At 67.0% G+C, this 17,224-nt stretch carries 17 protein-coding genes; 6 read left to right on the forward strand and 11 right to left on the reverse strand.

Annotated elements, in window-relative coordinates:
• The first annotated feature begins 252 nt into the window (after nt 1-252).
• On the forward strand, nt 253-1,716 hold the full coding sequence (locus ACWF5H_RS08955) for an aldehyde dehydrogenase family protein (RefSeq protein WP_452036286.1): 1,464 nt from the start codon (nt 253-255) through the stop codon (nt 1,714-1,716).
• 2 nt (nt 1,717-1,718) lie between these two features.
• Here the strand turns inward: ACWF5H_RS08955 and glsA are convergent, their stop codons facing one another.
• The gene (glsA, locus tag ACWF5H_RS08960) at nt 1,719-3,533 is read right to left on the reverse strand and encodes a glutaminase A (protein WP_452036288.1); all 1,815 of its coding nucleotides are present in this window, start codon (nt 3,531-3,533) and stop codon (nt 1,719-1,721) included.
• A 118-nt stretch (nt 3,534-3,651) separates the two neighbouring features.
• Here glsA and ACWF5H_RS08965 point away from each other — a divergent pair, with 118 nt between their 5' ends.
• From ACWF5H_RS08965 to ACWF5H_RS08975, 3 genes are all read left to right on the forward strand, one after another.
• Complete coding sequence (locus ACWF5H_RS08965; protein WP_452036290.1) at nt 3,652-4,443, forward strand: hypothetical protein; 792 nt, start codon at nt 3,652-3,654, stop codon at nt 4,441-4,443.
• A 125-nt stretch (nt 4,444-4,568) separates the two neighbouring features.
• Entirely contained in the window at nt 4,569-5,000 is a 432-nt protein-coding gene (locus ACWF5H_RS08970; protein ID WP_452036291.1) for a lipopolysaccharide assembly protein LapA domain-containing protein, read from the forward strand.
• A gap of 13 nt (nt 5,001-5,013) precedes the next feature.
• Entirely contained in the window at nt 5,014-5,562 is a 549-nt protein-coding gene (locus ACWF5H_RS08975; protein WP_452036718.1) for a DUF488 domain-containing protein, read from the forward strand.
• A gap of 6 nt (nt 5,563-5,568) precedes the next feature.
• Here ACWF5H_RS08975 and ACWF5H_RS08980 read toward each other — a convergent pair whose 3' ends face one another.
• The 9 genes from ACWF5H_RS08980 to ACWF5H_RS09020 all read right to left on the reverse strand — a co-directional run bounded on the left by ACWF5H_RS08980 (nt 5,569) and on the right by ACWF5H_RS09020 (nt 12,916).
• Nucleotides 5,569-5,868 (reverse strand): hypothetical protein, encoded by a 300-nt coding sequence (locus tag ACWF5H_RS08980; protein WP_452036292.1) that lies wholly within the window; start codon nt 5,866-5,868, stop codon nt 5,569-5,571.
• Between the two features lie 91 nt (nt 5,869-5,959).
• On the reverse strand, nt 5,960-6,394 hold the full coding sequence (locus tag ACWF5H_RS08985) for an arsenate reductase ArsC (RefSeq protein WP_452036293.1): 435 nt from the start codon (nt 6,392-6,394) through the stop codon (nt 5,960-5,962).
• Between the two features lie 88 nt (nt 6,395-6,482).
• Nucleotides 6,483-7,538: an ACR3 family arsenite efflux transporter gene (gene arsB, locus ACWF5H_RS08990; RefSeq protein ID WP_452036719.1), complete on the reverse strand. Its 1,056-nt coding sequence runs from the start codon at nt 7,536-7,538 to the stop codon at nt 6,483-6,485.
• A 100-nt stretch (nt 7,539-7,638) separates the two neighbouring features.
• The gene (locus tag ACWF5H_RS08995; RefSeq protein ID WP_452036295.1) at nt 7,639-7,854 is read right to left on the reverse strand and encodes a GDCCVxC domain-containing (seleno)protein; all 216 of its coding nucleotides are present in this window, start codon (nt 7,852-7,854) and stop codon (nt 7,639-7,641) included.
• An 88-nt stretch (nt 7,855-7,942) separates the two neighbouring features.
• Nucleotides 7,943-9,691, reverse strand: a complete 1,749-nt coding sequence (locus ACWF5H_RS09000) for a pyruvate dehydrogenase (protein WP_452036296.1) — start codon at nt 9,689-9,691, stop codon at nt 7,943-7,945.
• An 86-nt stretch (nt 9,692-9,777) separates the two neighbouring features.
• A complete protein-coding gene (locus ACWF5H_RS09005) occupies nt 9,778-10,644 on the reverse strand; it encodes a phosphatase PAP2 family protein (protein ID WP_452036297.1) in 867 nt (288 codons plus the stop codon).
• Between the two features lie 42 nt (nt 10,645-10,686).
• On the reverse strand, nt 10,687-10,896 hold the full coding sequence (locus ACWF5H_RS09010; protein ID WP_364646149.1) for a CDGSH iron-sulfur domain-containing protein: 210 nt from the start codon (nt 10,894-10,896) through the stop codon (nt 10,687-10,689).
• Nucleotides 10,893-11,861 (reverse strand): glycosyltransferase, encoded by a 969-nt coding sequence (locus tag ACWF5H_RS09015; RefSeq protein ID WP_452036298.1) that lies wholly within the window; start codon nt 11,859-11,861, stop codon nt 10,893-10,895. Before ACWF5H_RS09015 ends, ACWF5H_RS09010 begins: the two co-directional genes overlap by 4 nt.
• Entirely contained in the window at nt 11,858-12,916 is a 1,059-nt protein-coding gene (locus ACWF5H_RS09020; protein ID WP_452036300.1) for an iron-containing redox enzyme family protein, read from the reverse strand. Before ACWF5H_RS09020 ends, ACWF5H_RS09015 begins: the two co-directional genes overlap by 4 nt.
• 200 nt (nt 12,917-13,116) lie before the next feature.
• On the opposite strand from ACWF5H_RS09020, the gene ACWF5H_RS09025 reads away from it, so the two are divergent.
• The gene (locus tag ACWF5H_RS09025; protein WP_452036301.1) at nt 13,117-13,677 is read left to right on the forward strand and encodes a type 1 glutamine amidotransferase domain-containing protein; all 561 of its coding nucleotides are present in this window, start codon (nt 13,117-13,119) and stop codon (nt 13,675-13,677) included.
• A 109-nt stretch (nt 13,678-13,786) separates the two neighbouring features.
• Here the strand turns inward: ACWF5H_RS09025 and ACWF5H_RS09030 are convergent, their stop codons facing one another.
• Nucleotides 13,787-15,205, reverse strand: coding sequence for an NtaA/DmoA family FMN-dependent monooxygenase (locus ACWF5H_RS09030; RefSeq protein ID WP_452036302.1), 1,419 nt, complete (start codon nt 15,203-15,205; stop codon nt 13,787-13,789).
• Between the two features lie 262 nt (nt 15,206-15,467).
• Here ACWF5H_RS09030 and ACWF5H_RS09035 point away from each other — a divergent pair, with 262 nt between their 5' ends.
• Entirely contained in the window at nt 15,468-17,213 is a 1,746-nt protein-coding gene (locus ACWF5H_RS09035; RefSeq protein WP_452036303.1) for an ABC transporter substrate-binding protein, read from the forward strand.
• Nucleotides 17,214-17,224: the final 11 nt, after the last annotated feature.

Here is a 17,224-nt window from a genome sequence, read left to right on the forward strand (position 1 = left end):
GCACCGGATTGCTACATCCCTTGGAACAGACCGACGGAATTCGAAACGCTTTTGGGCCAATTTTCGGCCCTTTGGAGTGAACATCATCACCAAATCGGGCCGTTTGGGCCGGCTCCACAGGGCAGTCAACTGCCATTGTCGGAGCCCGACGGCGGGAGTAGGCTCCGGATTAACCGGGCCGCGAGAAACGACCGGCGCTCCGGCTTGCGGCCGGCGGCGTGGCCCAGCCACTTCGGAGAGGAATGAAGCGCCATGCCCATCACGCGCGATCTGATCATCAACGGCGAGCACGTCCCGGCGGTTTCCGGCAAGACCGCCGAGGACATCAGCCCCTACACGGGTGCCACTTACGCCACCGTCGCCGCGGCCGGTCCGGAGGATGTCACGCGCGCCGTCGGGGCTGCGTCCTCTGCCTTTGACTCCTGGGCCGCCACGGCGCCCACCCAGCGGGCGAAGATCTTCTTGAAAGCTGCCGATCTGCTGGAGGAACGGATGCAGCAGGGCATCGAATTGATGGCCGGCGAGGTCGGGGGAGTAGCGGTCTGGGCCGGTTTCAACGTCCAACTTGCCGCCAACATCCTGCGCTCTGCCGCGGCGGCCACTACCGCTCCGCGGGGCGATGTGCTCGCCACCGACCTACCGGGCAAGTTCTCGCTCTCGGTCCGCCAGCCCTACGGTGTGGTGGCGGCGCTCTCGCCCTGGAACGCGCCCTTCATTCTTGGCATCCGCGCCATGGCCATCCCGCTGGCCGTTGGCAACACTGTGGTGCTCAAGCCCAGCGAGGATGCACCGCTGGCCTGCGGCCTGTTCCTCGCGGACGCCTTGTTGGACGCAGGCCTGCCGCCGGGAGTGCTCAACGTGATCACGAACGACCGCGCGGACGCGAACGACGTCGTCGGTACCCTGATCGCCGACCCGCGGGTGCGGAACGTGAACTTCACCGGTTCCACTAAAGTCGGCCGGATCATCGGCACACTGGCGGCGCAGAACCTGAAGCCGGCGGTGCTGGAGCTCGGCGGCAAGAACTCGCTGGTGGTCCTGAAAGATGCAGACATCGACTACGCCGTCCAAGCTGCGGCTTTCGGCTCGTTCATGAACGCCGGGCAGATCTGCATGTCCGTCGACCGGGTGATCGTGGACCGCAGCATCGTCGAGGAATTCTCCAGCCGCTTTGCGGAGAAGGTGGCCAAGCTGCCCACCGGCGACCCGATGAACCAGGCCACCGTCATTGGACCGCAGGTCAACCAGAGCTCGGCGGACCGGCAGTACGCACTGATCGACGACGCCGTCTCCAAGGGCGCACAGGTCCTGGCCGGCGGAGAGAAGGCGGGCCAAGCCGTGGTGCCGGCAACAGTCCTCTCCGGCATCACGGAAGAGATGCGGGTCTACGACGAGGAGATCTTCGGTTCAGCCACCACGGTGATGGAAGTGGACGGCCCGGAAGAGGCGGTGAAGCTGGCCAACGATACGAATTACGGACTCACCTCAGGGGTGATCACCGAGAACCTGGCCGAAGGCCTCAAGGTGGCGCAGCGGCTCAAGACCGGAATCAGCCACGTCAACGACCAGCCCGTGCAGGACGAGCCGATGGCCCCGTTCGGCGGCATCCACGAGTCGGGCTACGGCAAGTTTGGCGGCCAGGCCGGCATCAATTCGTTTACCGAGGAGCGCTGGATCACCATCCAACAAAGCGGGCACGCGCAGTACCCGTTCTAGTTTCAGTCGCGGATGCGCACGGCGGTTTCGCGCATGTAGCGGTCCACATGGGCGTACGCGTCGCGGGTCAGTGCCTTCCACAGCTCGACGGCGAGGCGCGGGTTTTCGCTCTCCAATCGGCTGATCGTCTCGGCCGGGAGGAGTTTTGCCCGTACCGTGCCGTGGGCGCGCACGGTGGTTTCCTGTCGGTCGGCGCTGCCCAGCGCCATTTCGCCGAAGGTCATGCCGGCGCTGAGGGTGGAGAGCTTGACCCGGCTGTTCTCTGGACCGGGCGACGTGGTGACGACACTGCCGGACAGGATGAAGTAGACACCGCCGAAGCGCTGGCGGATGCGGCGGATGACGTCGCCGTCGTCGTAGCTGTGCTCTTCCATCAGTGCGGCCAAGGCAGCGGCGTCCCCGGCGGCGAGCGGGCTGAGCGCGGGCGAGTCGGCGACGTCCACGGTGGCCGGCTGGCAGAGCTCGTCCCCGTAGCTGGCAATCAACTGGTTTTCCGCGAATTCGACGGCCGAAGTGCGGGTGGCGAACGACGGCACCGCCCGCCCGTCCTCTTCGAACCGCTGCGCCAGGGCGCCCTCGCCGTCGATGAGCACCAGACCGCGTCCGTCTTGGGCCAACGACTTCCGGAGCTGCTCCAGCATGTCCAGGGCGACGGGGGCGGTTTCATCGACCCGGCGCATGTCCAGAATGATCAGTTCCACCGACTCGTCCAGGTCGCTGACCTCGCGCACCATGGATTCCGTGCCGGCGAACAGCAGGTCCCCGTTCAGCTCGATCACCCGGGCGCGGTGGGCGTTGTCCCGCAGCACGTCGGCGGCCGCGTCGGTGCGGCGGATGCCGGACGGCGCGTCGGCGATGTCGTAGCTGGCGCGAATGGCATTGCGGCCGGTGCGGGCCGCCCGGACAAAGTGCAACCCCATGTCGTGCGAGATCCGCCGGCTGGCCTCCACGCCGCGGACGCTGCTGCCGTGATCGTTCAGCGGCGGTGAATAGACGGCCAGGCCGAGCTGGCCCGGCAGCACCGCGAGCAGGCCGCCGCCGACCCCTGATTTGGCCGGCATGCCCACGTCCGAGAGCCATGCCCCGGCGTCGTCGTACATGCCGCAGGTGGCCATGACGGAGAGGACTCGTTCCTCCACTTCCAGGTCCAGCACCTGTTTGCCGGTCAGCGGGTTGGTGCCGCCGTTGGCCAGCGTGGCGGCCATGACGGACAGATCGCGGCAGGTGACCAGCACCGAGCACTGGCGGAAGTAGTCCTCCGCCACCGGGTCCGGCTCCTGCTCGATGATCTCGAAGGAGCGGAGCAGGTGGGCCAGCGCCCGGTTGCGGTAGCCGTGCCGCGCCTCCGACTGGTAGGTGCGCTCGCTGACCGAGAGCTCCCGGCCGGCGAAGGCCGAATAGTGCTCCAAGATGCGGCGGAAGCCGGTCTTGCCGCCGCTGCCCTTGATCAGCGAGGTGGCGGTCAGCGCCCCGGCGTTGATCATGGCGTTGGCGGGGCGGCCGGTACCGGGAGCCAGTGAGATCTCGTTGAACGCGTTCCCCGACGGCTCCACGTCCACCTTCCGGTCTACGGCCTCCAGGCCCAGATCGGACAGCGCGAGCCCGTAGGTGAACGGTTTGGAAATGGACTGGATGGTGAACTCTTCGCCGGAGTCGCCGACCTCGTACACGTAGCCGTCCACCGTGGCCAGACAGATGGCGAACCTGTCAGGGTCCACCCCCGCCATCGCGGGAATGCCGGCGTAGGGCTTGCCGTCCTTGAGCCCGGCGAGCTCGGCGTGCAGGGTGCGCAGGTAGCTCTGGATAGGGGAGTCCATGCTTGCCACCCTATGCGGTTGGCGAGCAGGGGCCAGATCGCGCGGGACGTGTAGATCGCCCGCGGACTGGATTTCGCCGCTCACGCGATCCGGCCTTCGGGCGGGCTAAATTTGCTGCATGAGTGATTCTTTGCCGACGTCGGCGGCCGACAATCGGCTGTTCGACCTGCTGGCGGCCGGCGACCGGGCAGGGACGCTCGCCTACGCGGCAGCGATGGACGACGGCGAAAAGCGCCGGCAGAAGTCCTTGGTCCGCCGGCTCCACTTGGTGGTGTCGGCGGAGCCAACCGGCGCACGCTCTCCGGACGGGTGGTGGCTGGGCGGGTTGACGGCGGACCACTGGGCCGCCGCGGACATCGCCCACATGGCCTGCATCGGTGCGGAACGTTCGGCCGACCTGTCCTACACGGACCGCAAGGTGGCCCGCGATGCGCCGCCGGTGCTGTTTCCCGGCCAACTGGAGCTGTTCGTTGAAGCCTGGTCGGCACGGTACGAACGGAGCCCGAAAGGCTGGGACCGCAACCGAGGTATTGAAGCGATGTTTGACTGGGTCCGCGACGGGCTGATTCCCGCGCCGGCCCAGCGCGGCGCAATGCTGCTCCTGCTGAGCGAGACGCAGGCGCAGCGCATCAACTTCCTAAAGTTCCTGCGGGAACGGCCCGGATTGGTCGACGTGACGCTGAAAGAGCTGTTCCGCGTGCCAGGAGTCAAAGGCGCCAGCGCCATGCAGTTCGACGAGGCCAACACCGAGGATCGCCGGTTGTCCTTCCTGCTGCCGCAACTGGTCAAGCTGGGCTACTGGGACGGCGAGTGGGTCCGGCAGCGGATCGAACTAGTGCTGGCCAGCGACGAATGGCCGGAGTACCAAAAGCGCTTTTTCAAACTGCTGCGCAGCAACCTCGCGGAATAAATGGTCGAAAACCAGCCTGAGAAGGAGCGGCAAACGGGGCTACTACCGCTTGGGTCCGGTGTTGCCCGACGGGCTGTTCGTCTACGCTGTGGGAAACGGCGGCAGTGGCGAAAGGCGGGACAGTAATGACTTCGAATCCGCAGGGCACGGGACCGGACGGCGTCGAGTCTGAAGGCGGGGGAGCCAGCGGATCGGGCACGGAGCCGTCCGGCGGTTTCGGCCGCGGTGCGTCCGACGCAGTTCAACCCGGGTCAGGCGGGCCGGTCAGCGGCCGACCGAAGGGAAAACCGGCGAACCAACACAACACCCGCCTGGGGATGATCTGGACGGCGGTTGTTATCGCGCTGATTCTGCTGGTGCTGCTGATCATTTTCATTGCCCAGAACCAGGACCAAGTCCTATTGCGCTACTTTGGCTTCGAGGGGCAGGTCGGACTGGGGCTTGCGTTGTTCATTGCTGCGGTCGCGGGCGGGATTGTGGTGGCGGCCGCAGGTGCGGCCCGGATCATCCAGTTGCGCCTGCGGGACCGCAAGACGCGCGGAACGGTCCGTAAGTAGCGCCGGTTTGCCGATGAATCAGGGCGTTTCGCGCCGGCTGTTCACGTTCGGTCACGGCACCAGCACGTCCGACGAACTGACCGCACTGCTCACCAGGGCCGGCGTGCAGAAGGTCGTTGACGTCCGTCGCTTCCCGGGCAGCCGCAAGCACCCGGAGATGGGCAGTGATGCGCTCGCCGGATGGCTTCGCGACGCCGGTGTCGGCTACCGCTGGGAAGAAGCCTTGGGCGGACGGCGGCGGATACCGGCGGGGGAGCCGGAGCCCGACGGCTGGTGGCGGGTCGCTGCGTTCCGCGCCTACGCCGCCTATACCCGGACGCCAGAATTCGCCGGCGGCCTGGCACGCCTGCTGGCCGATGCCGAGGCCACAGAGGTGGCGATCATGTGCAGCGAGAGCGTGTGGTGGCGGTGCCATCGCCGGCTCATCGCTGATGTGCTGGTGGTGCTGCACAATATTGACGTCGTGCATCTGCTGCCGGGCGGCAAGGAATCAATCCATGAGCCGTCGGCCGGCGCCAGAAGCGACGACGGCCAGCTTGTCTGGGATAGCCCGGAGGAGTAGGTAAGGTCAGCGCTTGCGGCCGAAGACCAGGGACGCGACCGCCGTCGCAGCCGTCACTGTATAGACAGACGGCCAGGCGCCGAGCTTCTTGGCCAGCGGGTGGGACAGCCCGAACGCCGCCAAATATCCGGCGGTGAGCGCCGCTGCCCGGCCCGCACCGGCGTTGCGCTTCCACAGCGCGAAGGCGGCGGCACCGGCCGCGGCCAGCACAGCGCCGCCCAGTGGCCGGTTCTTGGTGGCGCGGGCGGTTTGGAAGCCGCCGATCAGGCCGGCGCTGGTCAACAGGGTAGGGGCAACGGAGTTCATGGACCTCTCCTTAAATTCGGGACTTCCAGCCTATCGCCCACGCTGCCGGCTGCCATGGGCTCGGGTCGGCGCGGAAGCAAGGAAGCGGATCTCAGCCGGCGTCCGGGTGCGCGGCGGGCAGCAGCTCGGAAATCAGCTGCTGGATGCGGCCCTTGATTTCGTCCCGAATCGGCCGGACGGATTCCACGCCCTTGCCTGCGGGGTCCTCCAGCACCCAGTCCTCGTAGCGCTTGCCGGGGAAATACGGGCACTCGTCGCCGCAGCCCATGGTCACCACCACGTCGGAGTCCTTGACTGCCTTGGTGGTGAGGGCCTTGGGCTGCTCGGCGGAAATGTCGATACCTTCCTCACGCATCGCCTCGACCGCGGCGGGGTTCACCTGCCCGGCCGGCTGCGACCCGGCGGAGCGGACTTCGATGGCGCCCTGGGCCAGATGGCTGAGGTAGGCGGCGGCCATCTGCGACCGGCCGGCGTTGTGCACGCAGACGAACAGGACGGAAGGCTTCTGGGTGGTTTCGGCGGTCATGTGCTGGATGCTCCTGGGGGAGGAAGTCTGGATGTCGACCGTGGCCGGTAAGGAGACGTGGCCGGGGGGACGCGGGCCGGACGTCGGGTTAGCGGAACACAGCGGCAGGCGGCGCCTCGGCAGGCGAGGCGAAGAACCGCCGTCGTGCCCAGAGCGCCACGTAGACAAGGGCCACCAGCACCGGAACTTCAATCAAAGGGCCGACGACGCCGGCCAGCGCCTGCCCGGAGGTCACCCCGTAGGTGCCGATCGCCACCGCGATGGCCAGTTCGAAGTTGTTGCCGGCCGCGGTGAAGGCCAGCGTGGTGGTGCGTTCGTAGCCCAATTTCAGCAGCTTGCCCACCACCATGCCGGCGCCGAACACCAAGACAAAGTAGACCAGCAGCGGCAGCGCGATCCGGGCCACGTCCAGGGGGCGGGAAGTGATTTCGTCGCCCTGCAGCGCGAACAACAGCACAATCGTGATTAGCAGGCCGTACAGCGCCCACGGACCCAGCTTCGGCAGGAACTTGCCTTCGTACCACTGACGCCCCTTGGCCCTTTCGCCCAGCGTGCGGGTCAAGAATCCGGCCAACAACGGAATGCCCAGAAACACCAGCACGGACACCGTGATCGCCCAGAAGGAGAACTCGGCGCTGCTGGTCGGCAGGCCCAGCCAGGACGGCAGCAGTTGCAGGTAGAACCAGCCCAGCGCGCCGAAGGCGACGACCTGGAACACGGAGTTGATCGCCACCAGCACGGCCGCTGCCTCGCGGTCACCGCAGGCCAGATCGTTCCAGATCATCACCATGGCGATGCAGCGGGCCAGCCCCACGATGATCAGGCCGGTCCGGTATTCAGGCAGGTCCGGCAGGAAGATCCACGCCAGCGCGAACATCAACGCGGGTGCGGCCAGCCAGTTGATCACCAGCGAAGTGACCATCAGCTTCTTGTCGCCGACCACCCGGCGGGTTTCGTCGTAGCGGACCTTGGCCAACACCGGATACATCATCACCAACAGCCCGACGGCGATGGGCAGCGAAACGTCGGCTATTTGGACGGAATCGAGCGCCGGTCCGATACCGGGGACGAAGCGGCCGAGCAGCAGGCCGGCGACCATCGCTGCGATGATCCACACCGGCAGGAAACGGTCGAGGGTGGACATCCGGGCCGCCACGTGGCTGGTATCCGGTGCTGCAACGGTCGTACTCACAAGGCTCCTGAGACGGGGACGGGGGTAGCCCCGGACGGTCACGAACGGCGGCCTAACAATGGGCTGCCTGGGAACCTTCGGCCTGCTTCGGCGGGCACCGTGTAGTGCCGTAAGAGCAATACACGCAGCAATCCCCCTTGAGCGGTCGGATCCGGGAGTTACAGTGCGGGCAGAACCAGAAAAACTGGCAGGCATCAGTGGGCATCTGCGCACTAGTCGCATGCCCGCAGTCCGGGCACGTCAGCACTGATTCCAGTTCGATCTCCACGTCTCCAGTATCCCAGCCCGAGGCCGGCCGCCAGATCGGCGCCGGGGACGGTCACCCGCCAGCCCGGCCCCGCCCGTCAGCCGCCTGGTCAACCTCGCGGGATGTTGCGCAGGTTGCTGCGGGCCATGCTCACCGCTTCGCCGGCGCCACGGTTCAGCACCACCTTGGACATGGCCGTCGCGAATCCGAAGACCTGTTCGCCGGTGATCTTAGGCGGCAGCGAGAGCGCTTTCGGGTCGGTGATCAGCTCCACCAAGGACGGCCCGGCGTGGGCAAAGGCGGTGCGGAAAGCGGTTTCGATCTCGGCGGGGTCGGTAACACGCACCGCGTGGAAACCCAGGGCCTGGGCCACGGCCGCGTAATTGGCGTCTGGCACGTCCACGCCGAAGTCCGGCAGCCCGTCCACGAGCATTTCCAGCTTGACCATGCCCAGCGTGGAGTTGTTGAACACCACCACGTTCACCGGCAACCGGTAGGAAGCCGCGGTGATCAGCTCGCCCAGCAGCATTGACAGCCCGCCGTCGCCGGAGACCGAGATGACCTGCCGGCCGGGATAGGCGAACTGAGCGCCGATGGCGTGCGGCAGGGCATTGGCCATGGAGCCGTGCAGGAAGGACCCGATCAGCCGGCGCGTCCCCAGGGGCCGGATGTAGCGGGCGGTCCAGACGTTGCACATGCCGGTGTCGGCTGTGAACACCGCGTCCTGCGCCGCCACCTGATCCAGCACCGAAGCGGCGTACTCGGGATGGATCGGCACCATCTCCTCCGCCTTGCGCGTGTAGGCGCCAACGGCCTTGTTCATCAGCTTGTCGTGCTTCTTCAGCAGTTTTTCCAGGAACCGGCGGCTGCGCTTGTGTTTGACCAGGGGCAGCAGCGCGTTCAGCGTGGGCAGCACGTCGCCGTGGACGGCGATGTCCACGTTTGTCCGGCGGCCCAGATGCTCGGCGGCCCGGTCCACTTGGGCGGTCTTCGTATCCGGCAGGAACTGCTCGTAAGGGAAGTCAGTGCCGAGAAGGATCAGCAGGTCGGCGTCCTCGATGCCCTCGGCGGCCGCGCCGTAGCCCAGCAGGCCGGTCATCCCGATGTCGAAGGGGTTGTCGTACTGGATGAAGTCTTTGCCGCGCAACGAGTGGCCGATCGGGGCGCCGATCAACTCGGCCAGGGCGATGACTTCGTCGTGCGCGCCCGCCACGCCGGCGCCGGCAAAAATGGCGACCTTGCCGGCGTCGTTAATGGCCTCGGCCAGCATCCTGACACTCTCCGGATCCGGACTCAGCGATCCCGGCCGGCACAAGGCAGGCTTCGGAGTCGGAGCCACCGCGTCGAGGCTGGCGATGTCCCCGGGCAGCGTGACAACGGCGACGCCCCGCAGTCCGAGGGCGTGCTGGATGGCGCTGTGCATCACCCGCGGAGCCTGTTCTGCCGTGCTGACCATTTCCGAGTAGACCGAGCACTCGTTGAACAGCCGGTCGGGGTGCGTTTCCTGAAAGTAAGTGCTGCCGATCTGCTTGCTGGGAATGTGCGAGGCGATGGCCAGCACCGGGGCATCCGACCGGTTGGCATCGTACAAGCCGTTGATCAGGTGCAGGTTGCCCGGTCCGCAGGAGCCGGCGCAGACCGCCAGCTGTCCGGTCAGTTGGGCCTCGGCGGCGGCAGCGAACGCGGCGGCTTCCTCGTGCCGGACATGCACCCAGTCGATCCCGCCGGCCGCCGAACCGCCGGTCTGCCGCACGGCGTCGACGATCGGATTCAAGCTGTCCCCGACGATGCCATAAATACGGCGCACCCCGGCCGCCTGTAGCTGTTCGATGAGCTGTACTGCGAGTTCCTTGGCCATGGCGGATGCACTCCTGATCCGTTGCGGTGCGGGCTGGCTGATGTGGCCAATATAGCCGCCGCCCGTGTGACGCGGCAGGGCTCTGGTCAGTGTGCCGCGGGCGGAGACCCCTGATGGGTGCCTACCGGCCCGTCCCGGCGGTACCAGACGGTCAGGTACAGCCGGTGGGCGGTGACGACCAGAGCCAGCCACGCTACGCCGAGCGTCCAGGCCACCAGAACGTCAGTGAACCAATGATGGCCAAGGTAGACCCGGCTCAGCCCCATGGCCAGCGCAAACAACACTGCGGCACCGCCCGTGAGGAACCGGGATCTTTTTCTCGCCTGGCGGAGCATGAGCAGATACGCCACTACGCCGGCGATGACCACCGCGTTCAGGGAATGACCGCTGGGAAAGGACGCAGACGATTCGAACGGCGGCACGGCATCGGCGAGCGCCGGGCGGGCCCGGCCAATGAACTGCTTGGCCACCACCGTCATCAACAAGGACCCCCCGGCAGCAGTGAGCATCAAGATGGCCGGTGTCCAGGACCGCCGCCGGAACGTCAGGATGACCAAGACCAGAACCGCGATAACAGGCATGCCGATGGGGCCGCCGATGTTCGTGAACGCGGTCACCGCCGTGTTGAGCCAGGGTGACCTGAGGCTTTCGGCCGCATCGAGGGCCGGACGGTCCAATTCGGCAACACCGTCGCCCTCGGTCACGGCCTCATAGATCTCCGTCGATGCGACCGTGAGCAGCACGGCGACCAAAGCGCCGGCGGCCAGCGTGAGGATCAGCGCCGCGTGCGGGCCCAAGATGCTGCTGATCCGGTCCATCCACCGCGCCAGCAACTTTCCTAGCGGCGTGGTCCACCTGGTCAGGTCCCGCCCGCCCACAAAGCGCTCGTCAGCGGTCCCGCGGAACGGCACCGATGGCTCTTTGACGGGTCCCCGGTTGAAGTCCTCAGGCATTGGTAGCTCTCAGCGCCACGGAGGCACGGTGCCGCCGGCGCACTACTGCGCCGCTTTGCGCCGGGCCGCCAGCAGCTTGTGCGTGCCGTCGCAGTACGGTTTGATGCCCGATCCGCCGCAGCGGCACAGCGCTACGGTCTCACGCGACCGGGCTACCGCCTCGCCGTCGCCGTCCACCAGGTCGAAGTCGCCGCGCACCAGCAGCGGTCCGTCGGGGCAGACCACGATCTCCGTCGGTTCCTTGCTCGTCATTTTGCTTCTCCTCGGTTGGGATGGCTCAGTTGCCGCCGCAGCGCCGCCGGGCTGCTGGCCGCGGTCCGCAGGCGCCGGCCGGAGTACGGCACGCCTCCCGCGCAACGCCAGGCCAGTGCAAGCCAAGCGGCCACCGCCCGCTCCAGTAGCCAGAGCGGCGCCCACAGCGCAGCCCAGCTATTGAACACCTGCGTACCGCCGGCGCGCCGCCGTCCTGCTTCCGCCAGTACGACGGCGGAAGCTGCCAGCGCGCTGCAGGCCGCGGGGCGGCGGACCAAGACCAGCATCAGTGGCAGCAGCAGCAGTTCAACGGCCAGCCTGACCGGCTGCGCCTGGGAATCGTAGGCCTGCCGGACCCGCTGGCCTACGAAGTGCCGCAGCGTCGGAGGCAACCGGCGGACATAGAGGCCGTCGGCCCTGATCTGGCGACCGCCGGCCGCTTGGACGGTCCGGATCAGCTCCAGGTTCTCGAACAAGACGTCGCCGCGGTACCCCTGCGTCTGCAGCAGCACGGAGCGGTGGACCGCCAGCGTGCCAGGGTAGTCGGAGGCGAACGCCCGGTTCAGCAGCGACCGGGCCGTGTCCCAGCGGGTGTGCCAGGGCAGGGGCTCGTAGTAGTTCTGCGGGCGTACCAGTTCGGCGTGCTCCAGCAATTCCGCCACCGAGGCCAAAGACTCCGGCGTGTAGCGGACGTCGTCGTCGGCAATAACCACCCACTCATGCCGGGCGTGCCGCAATCCGGTGAGCACGCCCTGCACCTTCCCGTTGGGAGTGGCCGGCCCGTCCGGGCGCAGATGCTGGGCACGCTGCCGCCAGAGCCGGTGATGCCGGGCGAAAACCGGATCCGGCGAGCCGTCCACCACCGTCAGGTCGGCCCACTCCGGCAGCGACTGGAAATAGGCGGTCAGTTCGGCGTCGCCGCTACTGTCCTGCCACTTCAGCGGCAGGACGTACTCGATCCTCACGCCGATGCACCGACGGCGACCGCCACCTCCCGGCCCGGATCGAGTGGCTGCCGCAGCGCGGAGCGCCCGGCGGTCCACGCATCCAGCTGCCAACCGCCCGCCAGTCCGTCCAGATAGAGCGCGCTGCCGGCGCCGAAGAAGACGTCCGCGGCCAGCGCCGGTTCCCCGGCGATCAGTCCGCCGGCCAGATCCCGCCCGGCAATCTGTTCGTGTACCGCATCGGCTTCGACATGCTCGTCGAAGTATTCGGTCACTTCGTCGCCGAATCCCAGCCGGCGGAACCCGCGGGCGTACTTGCCGTTGGGAATCGATGAGGTCATTTCGTAGATGGCCAGGTGACCGCAGATCGCTCCGCGCAGGCGGCGCTGCAGCCCGAAGAGGGACATGGTGTTGACCGACGCGAGGGTGATGGCCGGAATGCAGTCCACATAGGCTCCGAAGGACGGATCGAGCCCCAGGCCCCGCATGGTGTTGGCGAAAAGCTCCGCGTGGATCCGGCCGGGCTTGCCGCCGCCGTACTCATCCGCCTGGATTTCCACCATCGCCGACTTTGCCCGGCCGCGCAGCCGCGGGATGGCCCAGGTATGCGGGTCGGCCTCCTTGAGTTGGTACACCGAGCGCAGCATCACGAATTCCTTGGCCTGCTCCGGTGTGGCTTCCCGGGCCAGGAACGCGGAGACACTCGGCCCGTCGTCGTCCGCCGCCAGCTCGAAGAGCCGGTCCGCCACGGCCTGCGGCGTCGGCTTTTCCGGGGCGGACACGGCCACGGATTCGCGCAGCGTGGCCTCCACCCGCTGCTCGATCAGGGCGCGGACCTGCAGCAGCTGGACATCCCACTCCCAGCGGTCGTCCACGCCGTCGAACCCGCCATAATGCAGTTCGTACAGGCAGAACAGCGCCAACTGCAGATCGTCGTCGTACAGCACATCTTCAGTTGCGGCCACGGCGTCCCCAGCGGCGGCCAGCAGTTGCGGCAGCGCATCCGCAGCATCGTTGCGTGGCAGTGCGTTCAGCAGGGTCTCGCTGACCGGACCCCGGGGATGTGGAAGCTTCACGGCGTCTCCTTACTGAACCGGCGCAGGGAAAGCGGCGGGTCGCTGATTTCAAGTGCATCCCCGCGGTTTCGCCACGTCAAGAGGCCCCGCGGCGCCGAAGGCACTTGGCGGGCCGAGCCGTGGAGGGGGCCCTTGGCTTCGCTTCCCAGCGGTGGCAAGGTGGAAAGGGTCCGAAGATCCCAAAGGAAGGACGGAAAACCATGCCCGAAATTACAGGCAAAAAAGTCCTGGTTGCGGTCAGCAACCGCGGCGTTGAGCAGGACGAATTGAAGGTTCCGGTGGAAAAACTCCGGGCAGCCGGAGTGGATGTCCTCATCGCGGCGCCCGAAGCCGGCCAGGTGGAAACAATGGTGGGGGACTGGGAACGCGGCGAGAAAATCCCGGTGGACAAGCCCTTGCCCGAGGTGTCCGAGGGCGACTACGACCTGCTGGTGCTGCCCGGCGGCACGCTGAATGCGGACGCGCTGCGGCTGGACCCGGATGCCCAGGGAATCGTGCGGTCCTTCTCCGCATCCGGCCGGCCGATCGCGGCCATCTGCCATGGCCCGTGGCTGTTGGTGGAAACCGAACGCACCAGAGGCAAGACGCTGACCTCGTACAGCTCGCTCAAGGCAGACATCACGAACGCCGGCGGCCAATGGGACGACAAACCCGTGGTGATCGACCGTGAACACGGCTGGACGCTGATCACCTCCCGCAACCCCGGCGACCTGGACCAGTTCGTCGACGGGATCAAGGAAGTACTCGCCGAGACCACTTGAGCGGCCCCGAAGGAATAAGGGTGTGCGGTGTGAAAGTCGATTTCACACCGCACACTTTCTTGCTGGAAGATCCGGCTGCATTTCGTGAGAGCCGGATCTGCGTCCGTCCTTAGACCGTGGCCGGCGCGGATGAGCCTTCGGCTGCGGCGTCGGCTTCCTCCCAGCTGGCCGGGCCGTTGGCAAAGGCGCCGCGGTAGCTGGCTGCCGGGTGGCGGTCGTTGAGCAGCGGAGCGCCGAACAGCTTCTGCCGCAGCGGGCCCTCGGCGTACTCGCTCTGGGCCAGGCCGCGCTCGCGCAGCACCGGCATGACCTTCTCGCCGAACTCCTCGAAGGAGCCGGGGATCACCCAGCTGATCACGTTGATGCCGTCTACGCCGGCATCGCGCCACCGCTCCAGTTCGTCGGCGATTTGCTCCGGCGTACCCACAATGCGCGAGTTGCGGGCCTGCAGCCAGGCCAGGTCCTCGATCAGCGGCTCGCGGTCGGTGATGGCCTTGGAGAGCCACTCGGTGAAGCCCTTTGACGTGTTCGTGTCTACCTCCGACAGCGGAGTCTTCGGCGGGTAGACCCGGCCCGTCCGGTCCAGGATGGCCATGTGTGCGAGGTAGCCCTCGACGGAGACGTAACGGTCGTACTCTGCCTCCTTCGCCTTCGCCTCAGCCTCCGTCTCGCCGATGATGAAGGACAGCCCGGCGAAGAACTTGATGTCCTCCGGCAGCCGGCCATGGGTGGCGGCCCGGCGCCGGGTGTCCTCGACGATCTGGCGTGCGACATCCCGGGTCGGCGCGATGATGAACGCGGCCTCGGCGTTACGCGCGGCAAATTCGCGGCCGGAGGTGGACGACCCAGCTTGGAACAGCACGGGTGTGCGCTGTGGCGATGGCGCAGGCAGGTGCGGGCCCTCCACCCGGTAACGGGCGCTCTGGTGGAAAATCTTATGGATCTTCGACGGGTCGGAGAACCGGCCGCCCTCCTTGTCCTTCAGCAGCGCGCCCTCGTCCCAGGATCCTTCCCAGAGCTTGTACACGATGTTGACGTACTCGTCGGCCCAGGCGTAGCGCTCGGTGTGGTCCGTCAGCGCCGGGAGGCCGTAGTTGCGCGAGGCGTTCTCATTGATCCCGGTGACGATGTTCCAAGCGATCCGTCCGCGGGAGATGTGGTCCAGCGTGCTCATCTGCCGGGCGAAATTGAACGGGTGGTTCTGCACGACGTTCGACGTTGTCGCCAACCCGATGTGCTCGGTGTGCACCGCAAGCGCCGCGAGCAGCACCGTAGGATCGTTCGACGGGATCTGCAGGCCCTCGCGTGCGTAAACGTCGAAGTCGGCCTCCGGATCGCCGTAGAGTCCCGAAACGTCGGCAAAGAACATCGCGTCAAACTTGGCGGCCTCCAGCGTCTGCGCCAGGCCAATCCAGGTGTCCACGTCGTTGAACTCGGTCTGGCCGGCATCGGGCCGGCGCCACTGGCCGTGGTGGATGTGGCTGGCGGTGTTCATGACGAACGCGTTGAAATGCAGTGGCTTGGGCATGACGGCTGTCCTTGTCCTCGTGTGTTTCCTTGTGCCCTCGATGCTGGCGTCCGTCCCCGGGGCAGCGGAAGTTGTGTGTCGCCGTCGTGGTTTCCAAGGCGCCGCGTGACGCAACATTGCCCCTTTGTGTCCCGCGGTGACGGGATGACGACGGCGGAGGCCTGCTGCCGCAACAAACTTTGGCCGGGTGCCGGGGGTGGGTTGGACTGTCTCCACCCATCCAGCTGACCGATCCAGATCGGCCGTCCCAAGGAGCAGCACTGTGACAAATCGCCAGCCGGCGTACCAGCCGTCCACCACCGACTCGAGCCGTTCGCGGCTGCGGACCAGCCTGCGCACCAGCCTGAGCAGCGAACGAGGCAACCGACGCGGCAAGGGGCCGGGCGGCAGGGCAGCCTCAGCCGTCGCGCTCCTTGGCGTGCTGGCACTGACGGCGTGCGGCAGCGGCTCCGGCGGAGCGGCCGGCGCCGCGGCGGGGGAGAAAGTGGACGGCGGGACCATCCGCTACGCCCACCTGCAGGAACCGCCCTGCATCTACGGCGGCTGGGTTCAGCAGGCCTACCTGTCACGGCAAGTGCTGGATTCGCTGGTGTCGCAGACCGAGGACGGCAGCATCGTGCCCTGGCTGGCCGAGGAATGGAGCGTCAGCGAGGACCAGCTGACCTGGACCTTCAAGCTCAAGGAGGGCGTGAAATTCACCGACGGCACGCCGGTGGATGCGCAGGCCGTGAGCGACAACTTCGAATACTGGACCAGCGGCGGCAACGGCACCGTGCAGGCCTACATCCAGGAGTACTACGAGTCCAGCAAAGCGGTGGACGCCAGCACGCTGGAAGTGAAGCTGTCCGCGCCGTACTCGCCGCTGCTCTCCGCGCTGAGCCAGGGCTACTTCGGCATCCAGTCGGCCGCCGCCCTCGAAGAGCGGACCGAACAGCAGAACTGCGAGGCTCCCATTGGTTCCGGGCCGTTCACAGTGGCCGAGTGGAAGCGCGGCGAATCCGTCACGTTCAACCAGAACCCGGACTACAACTCCGCCCCGCAGAACGCGAAACACCAGGGCCCGGCCTACGTGGATTCGGTGGTCTGGTCCTTCGTGCAGGACAACACCTCGCGCTTCGGCTCGCTGGCCAGCGGCGAGTCGGACGCCATCGGCGAAGTGCCCACGGTGGACTTCGAAACCGCCAAGTCCCAGTTCCAGGTGCAGCAGTACATCACGCCGGGCCGGCCGGTCACGCTCTCGCTGAATACCGTGGAGGGCCCGTTCACGGACACCAAGGTCCGCCAGGCCTTCGCCTACAGCGCGGACCGCAAGGCCGTGGTGGACTCGGCATTTCTGGGCGTGGTCCCGTTCGAGCCCAACGGCACGGTCAGCCAGAGCACTCCGGGCTACAACGCGGACATCGCCGACGACTACCCGTTCGACCAGGCCAAGGCCAACGCGCTGCTGGACGAGGCCGGCTGGACCGAACGCAACGCGGACGGCGTCCGCACCAAGGACGGGCAGGAGCTGGCGATCGACATCGCCTTCGGCCTGAATTCGATCGTCACCACCGAGGGCGCCACCGCGCTGCAGAACCTGCAAGAACAGGTCAAGCCGGTCGGCTTCAAGGTGAACCTTGTGCCGGTCACCCAGGCGGACCTGTTCGGCGGGGCCTATTCCACGCCGGACAGCTACGATGCCCAGCTGGGTTACTGGACGAGCCCCACCGCCGGCATCCTCTACATCAACTTCCGGCAGAACACCGCCAAGAACCCGAACTACGCGAACACGGCGTTCTACAACAACGCGGAGATCGAGGACCTGATCCTGAAGGCGAACTCGGCGGCCAGCACCGAAGAGGCCAACACGTTCTACGCCCGGGCCCAGCAGCGGCTCAGCGACGAGGCGGTGGCCGTGGGCCTGTACACGCAGACCTCCACCGTGGCCACCAGCCAGAACCTGCAAGACGTCTGGCTGGAGGCATCGCAGGGCGAGCCGGTCTTCCACGACGCCTTCTTCACCGAGTAAGGAGCGGCCGC

The sequence above is a fragment of the Arthrobacter sp. NPDC055138 genome (assembly GCF_053607305.1).